The organism is Streptomyces sp. ISL-36 (assembly GCF_018614205.1).
GTDB lineage: Bacteria > Actinomycetota > Actinomycetes > Streptomycetales > Streptomycetaceae > Streptomyces.
In genome coordinates, this window is the sequence record NZ_JAGGOS010000083.1 from 17696 (window position 1) to 34282 (window position 16587).

Below are 16587 nucleotides of genomic sequence, written 5' to 3' on the forward strand. Positions count from 1 at the left end.
GACGGCAGGTGCCGGTCAGCCGGGCCACTCCACCGTGACCACGACCTTGCCGTTCAGTCCTCCCTCCGCGTTGGCGCGCTGGGCCTCGGCCGCCTGTTCGAGGGGGAAGGTCTTCGCGACGTTCACCGACAGCGCCCCCTCCTCGACCAGGGCGGCGAGCGCGGCCAGGTCGTCCGGGTCGGGGCGGACCCAGAAGTAGCGACCGCCGAGGCCGATGACCTCGCCGTCGGCGATGGACGCCAGGCGCCCCTCGGGCGCCAGGACCTCAGGGGTGGCCTTGAGGAAGGGACCGCCGATGGTGTCGAAGGCCGCGTCCACGCCCTGCGGGGCCAGGGCGCGGACCTGTTCGGCGAAGGTCCGCTCGTCGTAGAGCACCGGCTCGGCGCCGAGCTCCCGGACCCGGTCCTGGCCCGCCTCGCGCGCCGCTCCGATGACCCGGCAGCCGAGGTGGCGGGCGATCTGGACGGCCATGGAACCGACCCCGCCGGCGGCCGCGTGCACCAGGACGGTCCCCCCCTCGCGCACCGCCAGGGCCTGGTGGAGCACCTGATAGGCCGTGAGACCGGCCAGCGGAAGGGCCGCGGACTCCTCGAAGCCCAGGGTGCGGGGCTTGCGGGCCAGGGTGCGGACCGGGGCGGCGACGTACTCGGCGAAGGTGCCGTGGCAGAGGAAGTCCTCGCGGACGTAACCCATGACCTCGTCACCGACGGCGAACTCGGTGACGGAGACGCCGGGCTGAACGACGACTCCGGAGACGTCCCAGCCGGGGATGACCGGGAAGACGGCGTCCATCATCCCGTCGAGGTATCCGGCCTGGGCCTTCCGATCGACCGGGTTCACAGCGGCGGCGCGCACCTTGACGAGCACGTCGTCGGGACCGACCTTCGGGTCGGGCCGCTCGCCGTACTCGAGCACCTCTGGTCCCCCGTACCGGCTGTAGCTGATCGCCTTCATACCCCGAACCCTCAGGGTGCTCCGCGCACGCCGCAAGCCGGATTCCCCCGACAGTGCGTCAGCCGCCCATCGCCGCCGGGGGCGGCAGCAGGGTGCGCGGGTCGTGGCCGGAGTGCCAGAGTCCGATGAGGAAGGCGGTGGCCGCCTCCAGCAGATCGGCGTGGGCGAGCGGGCCGGTGACGAGCGGCGCGCAGCCCATGTCCTTCGCCAGTGTGGCGACGAGGGCGAGGGCCTCCTCGTCGTCGCCGCAGAGCGGGACGCTCAGCGGGCCGTCGGCGAAGACGGGCGGGGTACGGCTCCAGACGGCGGGGGTGACGTGGTTGAACGCCTTCACGACCCGGGCGCCGGTGGCGGCGGCGATCCGGCGGGCGGCGCCCGGGCCTTCGCCGGTGGTGAGAGTGGGTCCCCCGCCTTCGCCGGTGGTGAGGGTGAGTCCCCCGCCTTCGCCGGTGGTGAGGGTGGGTCCCGGGCCGATGGCGTTGGTGCAGTCGACGAGAATCCGGCCGCGCAGCTCGCCCACGGCGTCCAGTACGGGGAGGACCGCGTCGTACGGGAGGGCGAGCAGGGTCGCGTCGCCGAAGCGGGCCGAGTCGGCGAGGGTGCCCGGGCGGGCGCCGATCCGTGCGGCGAGCGCGCCGGCCCGCGCCGGGTCCCGGCCGCCGACGAGGATCTCGTGGCCGGCGCGGGCCCACTGTCCACCGAGCGCCTCGGCCATGTTCCCCGTGCCGATGATTCCGATCCGCATGTCCGCTCCCTGTGATGGTGTGGGCCGATGCGAACGACGTTAGGGATGCCCGTGGTTACCGAATGGTGCGTGAACGCCGATGCATGACCGTCTGCTCGCGGACTGCCGGGCCCGGCTCGGCTTCGATCTGCTCGCGAACACCTGGAACGCCGTGGTGCTGTACGCCCTGGCGGAAGGGCCGCGCCGCCCCCGTGAGCTGCGCGCCGGGATCGGCGGGATCAGCGCGAAGGTGCTCACCGAGACGCTGCGCCGCCTGGAGGGGTACGCGTTGGTCGAACGGCACGCGTACGCCGAGTCGCCGCCGCGCGTGGAGTACGCGCTCACCGCGCTGGGCCGCACGTTGCTCGGGCCGATCGAGGCGCTGGGGCGCTGGTCGGCCGAGTACGGCGACGCGTTCGCCGACGCCCAGGGGTGGAATCAGGACGAGCAGGACATTCAGGGCTAGCCTGGAGGCGTCATCCACACCCGCACAGAGGCGAGGTCATGACCGTTCTCCACCATGAGCACCCGACCCACGAGCACACCCACGGCCCGGCCTGCGGCCATCCGGCCGTCGAGCACGAGGGCCATGTCGACTACGCCCACGACGGTCATCTGCACCGGGAGCACTCGGGCCACTGGGACGAGTGCGAGCGGCACGGGCACGTCGCTCACGAGGGACACACCCACGAACACGGCCCCGGCTGCGGGCACACGACGGTGACCCACGGCGACCACCAGGACTATGTCCACGACGGGCACCGGCACGCGGCGCACGACGGGCACTGGGACGACCACTGAGGTTTCCGCGGGACGGGCTCGACTGGCAGGCTGCCACCTGTCAGTCGAGCCCTTCTCGTTCGTCCTGCCCGTCCGGGGGATTCCTTGTCCGTCACCGATCCGTACGTCCGCCCGCTCGCACCGGGCGTCCACGCCTTCGTCCAGCCCGACGGGGGCTGGTGTCTGAACAACGCCGGCTTCGTCGGCGACGCCGGCGAGACCCTGCTCGTGGACACGGCCGCCACGGAGCGGCGGGCCCGGCTGCTGCGCGAGGCGGTGCTCGCCGAGGGACTCGCGCTCCCCCGGACGATCGTCTCCACCCACCACCACGGCGACCACACCTACGGCAACGGGGTCTTCCTGCCCGAGGCGCGGATCGTCGGGCACGAGAACTGCCGGACCGAGCAGCTGGCGGCCGGCCGCCAGCTCCATCTGCTGTGGCCGCGAACCGACTTCGGCGACATCGAGGTGAAGCCGCCGACGCTCACCTACCGCGAGCGGCTGACGCTGCACGTCGGCGAGGTGGAGGTGCGCGTGCTGCACCCCGGGCCCGCGCACACGACCGGCGACTCGATCGTCCATCTCCCGGAGCAGGGTGTCGTGTTCACCGGGGACCTGGTCTTCCACGGCGGGACGCCGTTCCTGCCGATGGGCTCGCTCGCCGGATCGCTGCGGGCGCTCGACCTGCTGCGCTCGCTGGACGCGGCGACGGTGGTGCCGGGGCATGGACGGGTGACGGACCCGTCGGCGTACGACGCGACGGAGCGGTATCTGCGATGGGTCGCGGAGCTGGCGAAGGAGGGGTACGCGCAGGGGGCGACGCCGCTGGAGACGGCGCGGCGGGCGGATCTCGGGGAGTTCGCCCGGTGGCGGGAGAGCGAGCGACTGGTGGCCAACCTGCATCGGGCGTACGCGGAGCTGGACGGGCTGCCGGAGGGGTCGCCGCTCGACGCGGCGGCGGTGTTCGGGGACATGGCGGCGATGAACGGGGGCGTGCCGGTGGCGTGCCACGCGTGAGGGCCGTCCCGGTGGCGTCCCGTGCGGACGGGCCGTCCCGGTGGTGTCCCGTGCGGACGGGCCGTCCCGGTGGCGTGCGCGCGGGACGGGCCGTGCCCTGCGGCGTGCGTGCGCGCTTGACGGGCCGTGCCCTGCGGCGTGCGCGCTTGACGGGCCGTGCCAGGCGTTCCGGGCCGGCCCGTCGTGACGGCGGGAAGGCGCCGCGGCGGGAGGGTGTCACCAGCTCCGGGGTGACCAGGCCGGATCCGCCACCCGCATCGCCGCGGCGTCGTCGCGGTCGCGCATTCCCCCGTCGTCGTCGAGCCAGCGCCGGTGCAGGGCCGCCAGGCTGTCGTGGTCCAGTTCGACGCCGAGGCCCGGCGCGTCGGAGACGGTGAGACGGCCCGCCCGGAAGTCGGGGCGGGTGGTGACGACGTCCTCGGTCTGCCAGGGGTAGTGGGTGTCGCAGGCGTGGTCGAGGTGGGGCAGGGTCGCGGCGACCTGGGTCATGGCGGCGAGGCTGATGCCCAGGTGGGTGTTGGAGTGCATGGAGAGCCCGACGCCGTAGGTGCGGCAGAGCGCGGCGAGTTCACGGGTGCGGTGCAGGCCGCCCCAGTAGTGGTGGTCGCAGAGCACGATCCGTACCGCGTCCCGGGCGAAGGCCTCCGGCACCTCCTCGAACGTCGTCACGCACATGTTCGTCGCGAGCGGCACGTCGGTGCGGGCAGCGATCTCGGCCATGGACTCCGTACCGCTCGCCGGGTCCTCCAGGTACTCCAGGACGTCCTTCAGCTCCCGCGCCACGGCCAGGGAGGTCTCCACGGACCAGGCGCCGTTGGGGTCGAGGCGGAGCGGGCGGCCGGGGAACTCCTCGGCCAGGGCCCGGATCGCGGCGATCTCCTGCTCGGGCGGGAAGACGCCGCCCTTGAGCTTGAAGGAGCGGAAGCCGTACGTACGGTCGAAGCGGCGGGCCTGTTCGACGATGCCGGCGGGGTCCAGCGCCGCTCCCCAGCCGTCCGCCTCACCGCTGCCGGGGTGGGCGTCCCAGCGGTAGAAGAGGTACGCGCTGTACTCGACGGAGTCGCGGACCTTGCCGCCCAGGAGGGCGTGGACGGGGAGCCGGAGCGTCTTGCCGAGCGCGTCCAGGCAGGCCACCTCGAAGGCGGAGACGACGGAGAGGCGGAGCTTGTCCGCGGTCTGCACCCCGCGCAGTCCGCCGGCGTCCACCCACCCGTCCACCGCGCGTGAGTCGCCGCACACGCGCGCGGCGAGCGAGAACAGGCCGTTCACGTCCGTGACCGGGCACCCGGGCAGCGCTTCGGCGAGCGGCCGGGCCAGCTCCAGATACTTCCCGTCGCCGTAGGTCTCGCCCAGGCCGGTGACACCTCGGCGGGTGATCACTTCGACCACGAGTCTCGGCGTGAAGGGCTGGTGCACGCCCTGGGTGTTGAGGAGCGGTGGGTCGGAGATGAGGATCGGGGTCAGCCGGACACGGTCGATGATCAGCTCTGGATGCATATGTGAACTCTATTCACGGGTCAGATCTCCGGGCCAGACCCTGCGGGCCATTTCCGGTCCCGCCCTGGACGACATACCGACTGGTCGGTCATCATGAACGCCACCACCCGACCCTTCCGGAGGTACGCACGATGAGCTCAGCCCAGCCGCCAGGTCTCGACCTCGAGCAGGTGCGCGGATTCCTCGACCGCGAGCGGCCCGGGCTGGTGGGCGGCCCGCTCGGCGCCCGGCTGATCGAGGGCGGCCGGTCGAACCTCACCTACGTCGTCACGGACGGCACCGGCCAGTGGGTGCTCCGCAGGCCCCCGCTGGGCCACGTCCTGGCCACGGCCCACGACATGAAGCGCGAACACCGCGTGATCAGCGCCCTGCACCGGACGGCCGTGCCCGTCCCGGAGCCGGTGCTGCTCTGCGAGGACGACACGGTGATCGGTGCGCCCTTCTACGTCATGGAGTTCGTCGCCGGCACCCCGTACCGCTCGGCCGAACAGCTCGCCCCGCTCGGCCCCGAGCGCACCCGCGAGGCCGTCCTCGGCCTGGTCGACACGCTCGTCGAGCTGCACGCCGTGGACCCCGCCGAGGTCGGCCTCGGCGACTTCGGGCGGCCCGACGGCTTCCTCGACCGGCAGCTGCGCCGCTGGGGCAAACAGCTCGACGCCTCCCGCAACCGCGAACTGGCGGGCATCGACGAGCTGCACGCCGCCCTCGGCCGCGCGCTCCCGACCTCTCCCGCCGCCACCGTCGTCCACGGCGACTACCGCCTGGACAACGTCCTGATCGGCGAGGACGACCGCATCAAGGCCGTCCTGGACTGGGAGATGTCGACGCTCGGCGACCCACTGACCGATCTCGGCCTGCTGGCGATGTACAGCGCGAGGCTGGACCTGCCGCACTCCCCCGTCTCCACCACCGCCGCGGCCGCCGGCCACCCCACCCCCGCCGAGCTGATCGAGCGCTACGCCGCCCGCTCGGGCCGGGACACCTCCGCCCTCTCCTGGTACACGGCCTTCGCCTGGTTCAAGCTCGCCGTGATCCTGGAGGGCATCCACTACCGCTACACCCTCGGCCAGACCGTCGGTGCCGGCTTCGACCGCATCGGCGACCTCGTCCCCGTCTTCATCGAGCACGGCCTCACCACCCTCCAGGAAGGCTGAACCGCCATGGACTTCGCATTCGACGCACGCACCGAGGAGCTGCGGGCGAAGCTGCTCGCCTTCATGGACGAGCACGTCTACCCGGCCGAGCAGGTCGCCCACGAGCAGCGCGAGCTGCTCGCATCGCCGTGGGACACCCCGCAGGTCGTCGAGGATTTGAAGGCCGAGGCCAAGCGCCAGGGGCTGTGGAACCTCTTCCTGCCGGACGAGGAGTACGGGGCGGGCCTGACCAACCTCCAGTACGCGCCGCTCGCCGAGATCACCGGCCGCAGCCCCCATCTGGCGCCCACCGCCCTCAACTGCGCCGCTCCCGACACCGGCAACATGGAGGTGCTCGCCCAGTTCGGCGACGAGGCGCAGCGCAAGCAGTGGCTGGAGCCGCTCCTCGCCGGGGAGATCCGCTCGGCGTTCGCGATGACGGAGCCCGAGGTGGCCTCGTCGGACGCGACGAACATCGAGACCCGGATCCGGCGCGAGGGCGACGAGTACGTCGTCAACGGCCGCAAGTGGTACATCTCCGGGGCGATGAACCCCGACTGCAAGATCTTCATCGTGATGGGCAAGACCGACCCCGAGGGCACGGACGTCCGCCGCCAGCAGTCGATGATCCTCGTCCCGCGCGACACCCCGGGTGTCGAGGTGCGGCGCGCGATGCAGGTGTACGGCTACGAGGACCACTCCCACGGCGGCCACGCCGAGGTGCTCTTCCACGACGTCCGCGTCCCGGCCTCGAACCTGATCGGCGAGGAGGGCGGCGGCTTCGCCATCGCCCAGGCCCGGCTCGGCCCCGGCCGGATCCACCACTGCATGCGCCTGATCGGGATGGCCGAGCGGGCCATCGAGCTGATGTGCCGCCGGGCCGTGTCCCGTACGGCCTTCGGCAAGCCGATCGCCCAGCAGGGGGTGGTGCAGAACTGGATCGCGGACGCCCGGGTGACGGTCGAGCAGCTGCGGCTCCTGGTCCTCAAGACCGCCTGGCTGATGGACACTGTCGGCAACCGCGGTGCGCACACGGAGATCCAGGCCATCAAGATCGCGACCCCGCGCGCGGTGGTGGACATCCTCGACAAGGCGGTCCAGGTGCACGGCGCGGGCGGGGTGTCGCAGGACTTCCCGCTGGCCGAGCTCTGGGCCGCCGCGCGGACCCTGAAGCTGGCGGACGGCCCCGACGAGGTGCACCAGCGCTCGCTGGCGCGTCGGGAGCTGAAGCAGTACCTGTAAGCCCGACGTGGCCGGGGGCGGCCCGCCGGGTTCGCCTCCGGCCCGGATTCGCCTCCGGCCGGTGGTCGGGGACAGGCACTCCGGGGTGGACCCGCGGATCGCTACGGGCGCAGCGCGCGCAGCAGCAGGTCGGCGAGCTGGTCGGCGACCTGCTGCGGGGTGAGCGGGCCGTCCGGGCGGTACCAGGTCGACAGGTGGTGGACGGAGCCGAAGTGGTAGTCGACGACCAGGTCGGCCGGGGTCGCCGAGGAGAACACCCCGGCCTGCTGGCCCTCCTCGATCAGGGCCCGGAACCGCTCGTGGTAGCGCCGCCGCTCGGCCCGGACCTGCTTGTTCTTCTCCGGGCTCAGGTGGTGCATCGAGCGGAAGAAGATCGAGGCGTCGTCGAGGTTCTCGATCGTGGTCACGACGACGTCGGCGGCGGCGTCGCGCAGCCGCCGCTCGACCGGGGCGTCGGCGTCCGCGAGGGCGTCCAGCCGCTCCTGCTGGAGCCGCAGCACCCGGGAGTACACCTCCTGCAGGAGGTCCTCCTTGGAGCCGAAGTAGTGGTAGAGCGCGCCCTTGGTGACACCGGCCGCCTCCACGATCTCCTGGACGGAGGTGCGGTCGTAGCCCTGCTCCGCGAAGAGCCGGGTGGCGGCGGCCAGCAGCCTCTGGGGGACGGGGGTTCCGCTCCCGTCCGTCGTCCTGGCCATGCGCCGCCGCCTTTCACTCATGATCGTCCTTACTTGGGGGAACGCAGTTCCCGTCTGAGGATCTTCCCACTTGTCGTCTTGGGCAGCTCCGGCAGGATCTCGACCTCCCGCGGGTATTTGTACGCGGCGAGCCGCTGCTCGCAGTACGCGGAGAGTTCGGCGGGCCCGGCCTGCGCGCCGGGGCGCAGGCTGACGTACGCCTTCACCGTCTCCCCACGGTAGGGGTCGGGGATGCCGACGACGGCGGCCTCCCGGACGGCCGGGTGCGTGTAGAGGACGTCCTCCACCTCCCGGGGCCAGACCTTGAAGCCGGAGGCGTTGATCATGTCCTTCTTGCGGTCGACGACGTAGAGCCAGCCGTCCTCGTCCATGAAACCGATGTCGCCGGTCCGCAGCTCCCCGCCGGGGAAGGCCTGGGCGGTCGCCTCGGGGAGCCCCCAGTAGCCGGGGACGACCTGGGGCCCGCGTACCGCGATCTCGCCCTGCTCGCCGAAGGGCACCTCTGCGCCGGTCTCGTCGAGGATGCGGACGACCGTGTCGGGGCCGGGGACGCCGACCGAAAGGGTGCCGGAGGCGGGATCCACCGGCGCTTCCTTCTCGGGAGGTACGGAGGCGCAGGGCGCGGTGCACTCGGTGAGGCCGTAACCGTTGCGGATGTACGGCCCGAAACCGGCGCGGAACTTCTCCACCAGGGCGGGCGGGACCGGGGCGCCGCCCGAGGAGATGATCAGGAACGAGGAGAAGTGGTCGCGGCCGGCCCCGGGGTGCGCGGCGAGCGCCATGAAGGCGGTGGACGGGCCGACCGTGTACGCCGGGCGGTGCTCCAGGAAGGCGTCGAGGACGACGCCCGCGTCGAAGCGGTAGGCGAGGACGAGGGTGCCGGCGTTGGCGAAGCAGGCGGACAGCTCGCAGACGAGCCCGGTGATGTGGAAGAGCGGGGCGAGCGCGAAGTAGCCGGCCCCCTCCGGCACGGGGTGTCCGGTGCGCTGGCGCTCGGCGTTGCGGATGATGCCCCGGTGCAGGTTGAGGGCGCCCTTGGGCGTGCCGCTGGTGCCGGAGGTGTAGCTGATCAGCGCCACGTCGTCGCCGTCGAGCGCGCGGTCCGTGGGAGCGGGGTGCCCGGCGCGGGCGACCGTGAGCAGGTCGTCGACCTCGGTGGGGACGCGGTCGAAGCCGAGGACGCGGGGGTCGTCGCGGGTCTGGAGGTCGCGTTCACAGGCGGTGAGCGCGATCCGTACGCGGGCGTCGGCGGCGGTGTCCCGCAGATAGGCGTCCCAGGCGCGGTCGGAGCAGATCAGGGCGGCGGCGCCGGAGTCCCGCAGGGCGTGTCCGACCTCGCCGGACTTGTACATCGGGTTGAGCGGGACGACGGTCGCGCCCGCCTTCCAGGCGCCGAGCAGGGCGAGCACGAAGTGCGGACTGTTCTGGAGCATGATCGCGACACGGTCGCCGTGCTCGATGCCCCGGGCCGCGAGGTGCCCGGCGACCGAGTCGGAGAGCGCGTCGGTCTCGCGGTAGGTGAGGCGGCCGTCGAAGTAGGCGAGGGCGGGATGCTCGGGGGCGCGGGCGGCGGCGGCGCGGAAGGCGTGGAGCACGGTGGGCGGCGGGGCGATGGGGGCCCGCTGGGCCTCGGTGAGCTGGGCCAGCCAAGGCATGGCGGCATAGATCGAGCCCTGCTCCTCCGTCGGGTCCGTCGGGGCTGTCCCGGCCGTCGGGTCCGTCGTGGTCATGCGCCCGCCCCTTCCCACTTCCGCTGGAGGTGGTTCATGTTGCCCAGCCACCGCTCGGGATCGGTCGCCCGGGCCCGGTAGTAGTCGGCGACCTCGGGGTGTGGCAGTACCAGGAACCGGTCGGACTCGATGGCGTCGGAGAGGGAGTCCGCGACGTCCTCGGGTTCGATCGCGGTGGGGGCCAGGACCAGTTCGCCGGCCGATCCGGCGGCGGTGAGCATGTCCGTACGCACCCCCTGGGGGCAGATCGCGTGGACCTTGACCCCGCGATGGCGGTAGGTGAGGGAGAGCCATTCGGCGAAGGCGTACGCGCCGTGCTTGGAGACGCTGTACGGGGCGGCGCCGACCATGGTGAGCAGGCCGGCGGCGGAGACGGTGGAGACGAAGCGGCCGCTGCCGCGCTCCAGCCAGTCGGGCAGCAGCGCGCGGGCCGCCCGGACATGGGCCATGACGTTGACGTCCCACGCGGCGGCCCAGACCTCCTCGTCGGCGAAGGCGTCGCCGGGCGAGGCGAGTCCGGCGTTGGCGCACCAGACGTCGACGGTGCCGCCGAGTGCCTCCCGGGCCTCGTCGACGATCGCGGAGGCGTCGCCCGCGACGGCGATGGCGCCGATCTCCTCGGCGACGGCCTTGGTGCGGCCGGGGTCGAGGTCGTTGACGACGACCCGCGCGCCCTCGGCGGTGAACCGGCGGGCCAGTGCGGCTCCGATCCCGCCCCCCGCGCCCGTGACGACCACTCCAGCGCCCTGCACCGTACTCATCGAGATCCGCCTCTCCGTTGCGACCGTGCGAGCAGACTAACCAGTCGGTATGTGGCAGGGGAAGCCCTCGGGCGCACGCCTCGTTCCCTGGGGCCGTCAGGAGCGCTAGCGTGCGTGCCCATGTCGGGGAAGGCGATCAGGGAGGTTTCCGTATGAGCCCGTCCAGCCCGTCCGGCCTGTCGAGACGCGGCCTGCTGGCCGTCGGCGGCGCGCTGGGGGTGGGAGCCGTGACCGCGCCCGGCGCCCTCGCCCACGACAACCCCCACCGGGTCCGTACCGGTTTCGACCGGCTGGCGGCCGACGGCTATGCGCCGCTCGCCGGGCAGCGGGTCGGCGTCGTCACCAACCCGACGGGTGTCACCGCCGACGTCCGGCACATCGTCGACGTCATGCACGCCGACGACCGGGTGGACCTGGTGGCCGTCTTCGGCCCCGAGCACGGCTTCCGGGGAACGGCCCAGGCGGGCGGCTCCGAGGGGCGCTACGACGACCCCGCGACCAGGCTCCCCGTCTACGACACGTACCTCAAGAGCGGGCAGCCGCTCGCGGACGTCTTCACCGCCTCGGGCGTGGACACGGTCGTCTTCGACATCCAGGACGTGGGCGCGCGCTTCTACACATACATCTGGACGCTCTACGACTGCATGGTGGCGGCCTCGCTCGCCGGGAAGCGGTTCGTGGTCCTGGACCGGCCTAACCCGGTGACCGGCCGGGCCGCGCTCGGCCCGGTCCTCGACCGTGCCTTCGCCACCTTCGTGGGCCGCGAGCCGATCGCGCAGGCGCACGGGATGACGGTGGCGGAGCTCGCGCGGCTGTTCAACGGCGAGTTCCTGGCGAGGCCGGTGGCGCTGGAGACCGTACGGATGTCGGGCTGGAAGCGGTCGGAGTTCTTCGACGCGACCGGGCTGCCCTGGGTGCCGCCGAGCCCCAACATGCCCACGCCCGACACGGCGCTCGTCTACCCCGGCACTTGTCTGTTCGAGGGCACGAACCTCTCCGAGGGGCGCGGCACCACCCGCCCCTTCGAGCTGCTGGGCGCGGAGGGGATCGACCGGCGGTGGGCGGAGGCGGCGAACGCCCTGGACCTGCCCGGAGTACGGTTCCGCGAGGCGTACTTCGCCCCGACCTTCTCCAAGTTCCAGGGCAGGACGGTCGGCGGCGTGCAGCTCCAGGTGCACGACCGGACGGCCTTCGATCCGGTACGCACCGGCATCGGGCTGCTGGTCAGCGCCAAGCGGTCGTGGAGCGGTTTCGCCTGGCGTCCCGACAACTGGATCGACAAGCTGACCGGCTCGACGCGCGTGCGGAACCTGATCGACGCGGGCGCGGACACCGACGAGGTGGTGGGGGCCTGGGACGCCGACCTGAGCGCCTTCCGCGCGGTGCGCGCGGAGTATCTGCTCTACCGCTGAGGGATGTCCGCCTGCCGGACGGGGTGTTGGCGGATTGACCCACCAGGGCCGCCCGCCGACACCCTCGATCAATGAACACGTCCACTCGTCCGGGCCGGACCCCCCCTGAGGTCTCGGCGGCGCGTCTGCGCTGAAAACCTGGCCGTCCCGCCGCGCGCGCAGGATGCTGTCGCGAGAAGAAGACGAGAAGAGCTTTCGCGGAGGGACGGACCGTCCATGGCCGGGATGAGTGTGGAGCCGTACCGGGAGATCACCTTCGACAAGGACGGCGACGGGGCGGCCGGGCAGCGCGAGGCGCTGTCGGCCATGGCGGCGCAGGGGGTCACGGATCTGGTCGTGTTCGCCCACGGATGGAACAACTCCAGGTCCGTGGCGACCCGGCTGTACTCGGCGTTCTTCGCCCCGTTCCCCGGCGTGGTGCGGCCGGGCGTCCGGGTCGGGTACGTGGGCGTGGTCTGGCCCTCGATGATGTTCAGCGACGAGCCGATCCCCGACTTCGAGTCCGTGGCGGCCGTCCACCCGGGCAAGGACGCGGTGGTGGAGCGGCTCGCCGTGCTGCTGCGGGAGCAGCCGGAGGACGAGTCCGCCTTCACGGAGTTCGGCGCGCTGCTGCGGGTACTGACGGACACCGACGGCTCGTCCGCCTTCGCCGAGGGACCGGCGGTCCCGCCGGTTCCGGACTTCCTGCTCGGAGACCCGGTGGTGGTCTGCGCCATGTTCGCGGACGCGCTGGAGGAGGCGGCGGGGCCGGGAAGTGTGCCCACACCGCGCGACGCGTTCGGCGGGCGGCTCGGGCGGTACTGGAAGGGTGCGCGGGAGGCGCTGCGTCAGGCCACGTACTACACGATGAAGCGCCGGGCCGGCATCGTCGGCGAGCGCGGCCTCGGCCCGCTGCTCGGCGGGCTCGCCCGCTCCTCCCCCGGTCTGCGGATCCATCTCGTCGGGCACAGCATGGGTGCCCGGCTGGTCTCGTACGCGCTGCGCGGCCTGCCGGACGGTGTGCGTACGGTCGGGTCGGTGACGCTTCTTCAGGGGGCGTTCTCGCACTACGCCTTCGCGGCGAGTCTGCCGCACGAGCCGGGCAGGGGCGGCGCGCTGCGGGATCTGCAGCGGCGGGTCGACGGGCCGGTGGTCGCCTGTTACTCCCGGCACGACACCGCGCTCAGGGTCATCTATCCGCTGGCCTCGCGGCTCGCGCGGGACGCCGAGTCGCTGCTCGGCAGCGACAGGCGGTGGTGGGCGATCGGACACGACGGCATCCAGGCGGTGCCGGGTACGGCCGCGCTGACGCTGGCCGCCGCGCTGCGGAGCGGGGTTCCGGCGTCGGGGTGCGTGAGCGTCGACGCGGCGGAGGTCGTCGGGGAGCACAGCGACATCTGTCATCCGCAGCTGGCGCGGGTGGTGGCCTCGGCGGGCCGGATCGGCGGGTGAGCGACGGGGCTGGCCGTGGGCGGCGAGCCGCCCACGGACGGCCCTTTGCGGTGAGCCGGCGGGCCCGGGGCCCCCTTGGGGCGGTTGGCCCTGGGCCGGCTGGCCCGTGGGCGGAGGCCCTGGGCCGGCCGGTGGGCCCTTGGGCGGTAGGCCCTGGGCCGGCTGGCCCGTGGGCGGAGGCCCTGGGCCGGCCGGTGGGCCCTGGGGCGGTGGGGCCTGGGCCGGCGGCCCTGGGGCGGTGGGGCCTGGGCGACGGCCCTTGGGCGGTGCGCCCTTGGGCGGAGGGCCGGCCGGTGGGGCCTGGACGACGGCCTTCGGGCGGTAGGCCGGCCGGTTGCCCGGACCGGCCGTGCGCGCCTGCGGTGCGCCGTGCTTTTCAGCCATCCGCGCCCCTCTGATGGGCCCCATCGAATTTTCGATGGAACACGACGGGGCAGTCGTTCGTCCATTCCATAACGTCCTTGACGCCGAAGTACACCAGCGACGGAGGTGCGGAGCGATGGCGGGTTTCCGGAGTCTTGCGAGACAGGTGCGTGATCCGGGGTGCGACACGGCGCTGCGGAGGTATTCGCTGCGTAAGTGCCTGGAGCGGTTCGCCCCATACGGGCACCGGGCGACCTGGGACCACCTGTGTCGCAGGCACAGGTTCGGGCCCGAGGACCGGGAGCTCGACCCTCGGCGGCTGGTGGCGGCGCTGGAGGAGCTGGAGGAGGCGCGGGCGGTGTGGCTCGCGTACGAGAAGGAGTTCGCCGAGCGGCGGCGGCGCGAGAAGCACGAGGGGCTGCGCAGGCCCGGTGCGCTCGACGACTGGCACCGGCGGACGTGGGGCGGCAACGGCGTGGCGCGGTGCGACGATCCGGAGCTGCACCCGACGGAGCCGCTGGCCGAGGTGCTCCGCCGGCTGATCGCGGCGCTGGAGTCCGGCCCCGGCGAGGCCTGTCCGGTGTGTGCCGGGCCGCGGATCGAGTGGCGGCCGGACCTGGAGGACGAGCCGTGGTTCGGGCCGGTGTGCGGGGACTGCGGGGTGGTGGTGCCGCAGGCGGTGCTGACCTCGGGGGCACTGGCACGGGCGCGGGGAGAGACGTTCCCGCGGCTGGCGTCGGTGGCCTGAGGTACGGGAAGAAGCATTGGTCCAGGTCTGTCTGAACGGGGGACGCGGCCCCGGTGACTCGGCGGCCGTTCCGATGTCGCCGGCCGCCATGGCGGAGGAGGCGGCGCGAGCGGTCGCGGCGGGGGCCACGGACGTCCACGTCCACCCCAAGACGCCGTGCGGCGGTGACACGGTCTCGCCCCGGGTGCTCGCGGAGACGCTGACGGCGATCCGGGCGGCCGTCGACGTCCCGGTGGGGGTGACGACCGGCGCGTGGGCGGAGCCGGATCCGGTACGGCGGGTGGGGCGCGTCCGGTCCTGGACGGTCCTGCCGGACCACGCCTCGGTGAACTGGCACGAGCAGGGCGCCGAGGAGCTGGCGGCGGCGCTCCTGGACCGGGGCGTGGGGGTGGAGGCGGGTCTGTGGTCGGGTACGGACGGCCCGGCGCGGTTCCTCCGTTCGCCGCTGGCCCCGCGGGTGCTGCGGATCCTCGCGGAGGTCATGGACACCGACCCCGCCACGGCCGGAACGACGGCCCTCGACCTGCTGGCCACGCTCGCGGACGCCCCCGCCGCCCCGCTCCTCCTCCACGGCGAGGACGGTGGCGCGTGGCCGGTCGTGCGGCTGGCCCGCCGCCTCGGCCTGGAGACCCGGATCGGCCTGGAGGACACGTTGTTCCTGCCGGACGGGAGCCCGGCGGGGTCCAACGCTCAGCTGGTCTCGGCGACGCTCTCGGTGTAAGCGGTCCCACCGCTCCTGCGGCGGCAGCGCGAGGAGCGCCACCTCGCGGGCGAGGAGCGGGCGTCCGGCAAATGCCCGGCGCGTATCCGGCGAATGCCCGGCGCACGACCCGTGCATGTCCCGCGCATGTCCGGCGAAGAGAGCGACGCTACCAGAGGTCGAAATCGCTGGCCCAGGGGAATTCGGCACCGGCACAGTGTCCGGCGATGAGAACGCCACCCGAGCCGAACGACCCACCGGAGACCGGACCATGTCGACCTTGCGCGTCACCGCCGAACCGCTGACCGTACACGCCCATCCCGACGCCGACGCGCTCGAACTGGCCCAGGTGGGCCTGTACCGGGCCGTCGTCCCCGAGGGCGCGTACCGCAGTGGCGATGTCGCCCTGTACATCCCGGAGCAGGCCGTGCTGCCGGCCGCGCTCGTCGACGAGCTGGGGCTGACCGGGCGGCTCGCAGGAAAGGCGTCGGACCGGGTCAAGGCGGTGCGGCTGCGGGGCGAGCTGTCGCAGGGGATCGTGTGCCGGCCGAAGGCGCTCGCGGACGTCGACCTGGTCCAGGCGGCTACCGAGGGGACCGACTTCGCCGAGGTGCTGGGGATCACCAAGTGGGCGCCGCCGATCCCGCCGACGATGAGCGGGGACGTGGAGTCCGCGCCGGATCTGCTGCCGTGGGTCGACATCGAGAACCTGCAGCGGTATCCGGGGATCTTCGAGCCCGGTGAGCAGGTCGTCCTGACGGAGAAGCTGCACGGTTCGGCCTGCCTGGCGACGTACTTCGCGCAGGACCGGCGGTTGCAGGTCTCCTCGAAGGGTTTCGGCGCGAAGGGCCTCGCGCTCCAGGAGGACCCGCGCAATCTGTACTGGCGGGCGGTTCTCGGCCATGACGTCCCGGCGGTCGCGGCGCGGCTCGCCGAACGCTTGGGCGCGCGCCGGGTCGGGCTGTTCGGCGAGGTGTACGGGGCCGGTGTGCAGGACCTCGGGTACGGCGCGAACGCCCGTGGCGAGGAGCTGGGTTACGCGGTCTTCGACGTGTCGGCCGAGATCGACGGCGAAGTCCGGTGGCTGGACCCGGCCGAGGTCCTGGAGCCGGGCGAACTGCCGCTCGTACCGCGGCTGTACGCGGGTCCGTACGACCTCGGGACGGTGCTGGAGCTGGCGAGCGGCCGGGAGACCGTGTCCGGGCGGGAACTGCACCTGCGCGAGGGGGTGGTGATCCGCCCGGCGAGGGAGCGGTACAGCCCGGTGGTGGGCGGCCGTGCCATCGCCGAGGCGGTCAGCCCGGCGTATCTGACCCGCAAGGGCGGCACCGAGTACGAGTGACCGGTGCTGTGGGGAGGGGAGGGGCCCGTCCACGGGGGGACGCTGTTGGTTAATTCGG

The 16587-nt window shown here is 73.0% G+C and carries 16 protein-coding genes; 10 read left to right on the plus strand and 6 right to left on the minus strand.

The features are described from left to right. Positions 1–15: 15 nt before the first annotated feature. On the minus strand, positions 16–954 hold the full coding sequence (locus J7E93_RS21585; RefSeq protein ID WP_215071573.1) for an NADP-dependent oxidoreductase: 939 nt from the start codon (positions 952–954) through the stop codon (positions 16–18). Positions 955–1012: 58 nt separating this feature from the next. Then, positions 1013–1699: an NADPH-dependent F420 reductase gene (locus J7E93_RS21590; protein WP_215071574.1), complete on the minus strand. Its 687-nt coding sequence runs from the start codon at positions 1697–1699 to the stop codon at positions 1013–1015. A 79-nt stretch (positions 1700–1778) separates the two neighbouring features. On the opposite strand from J7E93_RS21590, the gene J7E93_RS21595 reads away from it, so the two are divergent. The 3 genes from J7E93_RS21595 (at position 1779) to J7E93_RS21605 (ending at position 3475) form a co-directional block, all read left to right on the plus strand. Next, complete coding sequence (locus tag J7E93_RS21595) at positions 1779–2144, plus strand: helix-turn-helix domain-containing protein (RefSeq protein WP_215071575.1); 366 nt, start codon at positions 1779–1781, stop codon at positions 2142–2144. A 38-nt stretch (positions 2145–2182) separates the two neighbouring features. Then, on the plus strand, positions 2183–2479 hold the full coding sequence (locus J7E93_RS21600) for a hypothetical protein (protein WP_215071576.1): 297 nt from the start codon (positions 2183–2185) through the stop codon (positions 2477–2479). Between the two features lie 84 nt (positions 2480–2563). Then, positions 2564–3475, plus strand: a complete 912-nt coding sequence (locus tag J7E93_RS21605) for an MBL fold metallo-hydrolase (protein ID WP_215071577.1) — start codon at positions 2564–2566, stop codon at positions 3473–3475. A gap of 216 nt (positions 3476–3691) precedes the next feature. Here J7E93_RS21605 and J7E93_RS21610 read toward each other — a convergent pair whose 3' ends face one another. Continuing rightward, a complete protein-coding gene (locus tag J7E93_RS21610) occupies positions 3692–4972 on the minus strand; it encodes a glucarate dehydratase family protein (protein WP_215071578.1) in 1281 nt (426 codons plus the stop codon). Positions 4973–5103: 131 nt separating this feature from the next. Between J7E93_RS21610 and J7E93_RS21615 the strand changes: the two genes are divergently transcribed. Both J7E93_RS21615 and J7E93_RS21620 read left to right on the plus strand, forming a co-directional pair. Continuing rightward, positions 5104–6126 (plus strand): phosphotransferase family protein, encoded by a 1023-nt coding sequence (locus tag J7E93_RS21615; RefSeq protein ID WP_215071579.1) that lies wholly within the window; start codon positions 5104–5106, stop codon positions 6124–6126. Positions 6127–6132: 6 nt separating this feature from the next. Next, complete coding sequence (locus tag J7E93_RS21620) at positions 6133–7347, plus strand: acyl-CoA dehydrogenase family protein (protein ID WP_215071580.1); 1215 nt, start codon at positions 6133–6135, stop codon at positions 7345–7347. 101 nt (positions 7348–7448) lie between these two features. Here the strand turns inward: J7E93_RS21620 and J7E93_RS21625 are convergent, their stop codons facing one another. The 3 genes from J7E93_RS21625 to J7E93_RS21635 are packed head-to-tail and all read right to left on the minus strand — an operon-like array spanning position 7449 to position 10533. Then, positions 7449–8042, minus strand: a complete 594-nt coding sequence (locus J7E93_RS21625; protein ID WP_215071581.1) for a TetR/AcrR family transcriptional regulator — start codon at positions 8040–8042, stop codon at positions 7449–7451. A 29-nt stretch (positions 8043–8071) separates the two neighbouring features. Then, positions 8072–9772 (minus strand): AMP-binding protein, encoded by a 1701-nt coding sequence (locus tag J7E93_RS21630; RefSeq protein ID WP_215071582.1) that lies wholly within the window; start codon positions 9770–9772, stop codon positions 8072–8074. Next, positions 9769–10533: an SDR family oxidoreductase gene (locus J7E93_RS21635; RefSeq protein ID WP_215071583.1), complete on the minus strand. Its 765-nt coding sequence runs from the start codon at positions 10531–10533 to the stop codon at positions 9769–9771. The genes J7E93_RS21630 and J7E93_RS21635 overlap by 4 nt, the downstream gene beginning before the upstream one ends. A 152-nt stretch (positions 10534–10685) precedes the next feature. Here J7E93_RS21635 and J7E93_RS21640 point away from each other — a divergent pair, with 152 nt between their 5' ends. From J7E93_RS21640 to J7E93_RS21660, 5 genes are all read left to right on the plus strand, one after another. Further along, the gene (locus tag J7E93_RS21640; RefSeq protein WP_215071584.1) at positions 10686–11945 is read left to right on the plus strand and encodes an exo-beta-N-acetylmuramidase NamZ domain-containing protein; all 1260 of its coding nucleotides are present in this window, start codon (positions 10686–10688) and stop codon (positions 11943–11945) included. A gap of 216 nt (positions 11946–12161) precedes the next feature. Beyond that, positions 12162–13376 (plus strand): serine-threonine protein kinase, encoded by a 1215-nt coding sequence (locus J7E93_RS21645; protein ID WP_215071585.1) that lies wholly within the window; start codon positions 12162–12164, stop codon positions 13374–13376. A gap of 499 nt (positions 13377–13875) precedes the next feature. Continuing rightward, positions 13876–14487: a hypothetical protein gene (locus J7E93_RS21650; protein WP_215071586.1), complete on the plus strand. Its 612-nt coding sequence runs from the start codon at positions 13876–13878 to the stop codon at positions 14485–14487. A 16-nt stretch (positions 14488–14503) separates the two neighbouring features. Then, positions 14504–15208, plus strand: a complete 705-nt coding sequence (locus J7E93_RS21655) for a 3-keto-5-aminohexanoate cleavage protein (RefSeq protein WP_215071587.1) — start codon at positions 14504–14506, stop codon at positions 15206–15208. A 250-nt stretch (positions 15209–15458) separates the two neighbouring features. Next, positions 15459–16529, plus strand: coding sequence for an RNA ligase (ATP) (locus tag J7E93_RS21660; protein WP_215071588.1), 1071 nt, complete (start codon positions 15459–15461; stop codon positions 16527–16529). Positions 16530–16587: the final 58 nt, after the last annotated feature.

Bases quoted from the DNA above. Each gene is read 5' to 3' on its own strand.
- J7E93_RS21585 (WP_215071573.1), bottom strand. From the start codon at position 954: ATGAAGGCGATCAGCTACAGCCGGTACGGGGGACCAGAGGTGCTCGAG.
- J7E93_RS21590 (WP_215071574.1), bottom strand. From the start codon at position 1,699: ATGCGGATCGGAATCATCGGCACGGGGAACATGGCCGAGGCGCTCGGT.
- J7E93_RS21595 (WP_215071575.1), top strand. From the start codon at position 1,779: ATGCATGACCGTCTGCTCGCGGACTGCCGGGCCCGGCTCGGCTTCGAT.
- J7E93_RS21600 (WP_215071576.1), top strand. From the start codon at position 2,183: ATGACCGTTCTCCACCATGAGCACCCGACCCACGAGCACACCCACGGC.
- J7E93_RS21610 (WP_215071578.1), bottom strand. From the start codon at position 4,972: ATGCATCCAGAGCTGATCATCGACCGTGTCCGGCTGACCCCGATCCTC.
- J7E93_RS21615 (WP_215071579.1), top strand. From the start codon at position 5,104: ATGAGCTCAGCCCAGCCGCCAGGTCTCGACCTCGAGCAGGTGCGCGGA.
- J7E93_RS21620 (WP_215071580.1), top strand. From the start codon at position 6,133: ATGGACTTCGCATTCGACGCACGCACCGAGGAGCTGCGGGCGAAGCTG.
- J7E93_RS21625 (WP_215071581.1), bottom strand. From the start codon at position 8,042: ATGGCCAGGACGACGGACGGGAGCGGAACCCCCGTCCCCCAGAGGCTG.
- J7E93_RS21630 (WP_215071582.1), bottom strand. From the start codon at position 9,772: ATGACCACGACGGACCCGACGGCCGGGACAGCCCCGACGGACCCGACG.
- J7E93_RS21635 (WP_215071583.1), bottom strand. From the start codon at position 10,533: ATGAGTACGGTGCAGGGCGCTGGAGTGGTCGTCACGGGCGCGGGGGGC.
- J7E93_RS21640 (WP_215071584.1), top strand. From the start codon at position 10,686: ATGAGCCCGTCCAGCCCGTCCGGCCTGTCGAGACGCGGCCTGCTGGCC.
- J7E93_RS21645 (WP_215071585.1), top strand. From the start codon at position 12,162: ATGGCCGGGATGAGTGTGGAGCCGTACCGGGAGATCACCTTCGACAAG.
- J7E93_RS21650 (WP_215071586.1), top strand. From the start codon at position 13,876: ATGGCGGGTTTCCGGAGTCTTGCGAGACAGGTGCGTGATCCGGGGTGC.
- J7E93_RS21660 (WP_215071588.1), top strand. From the start codon at position 15,459: ATGTCGACCTTGCGCGTCACCGCCGAACCGCTGACCGTACACGCCCAT.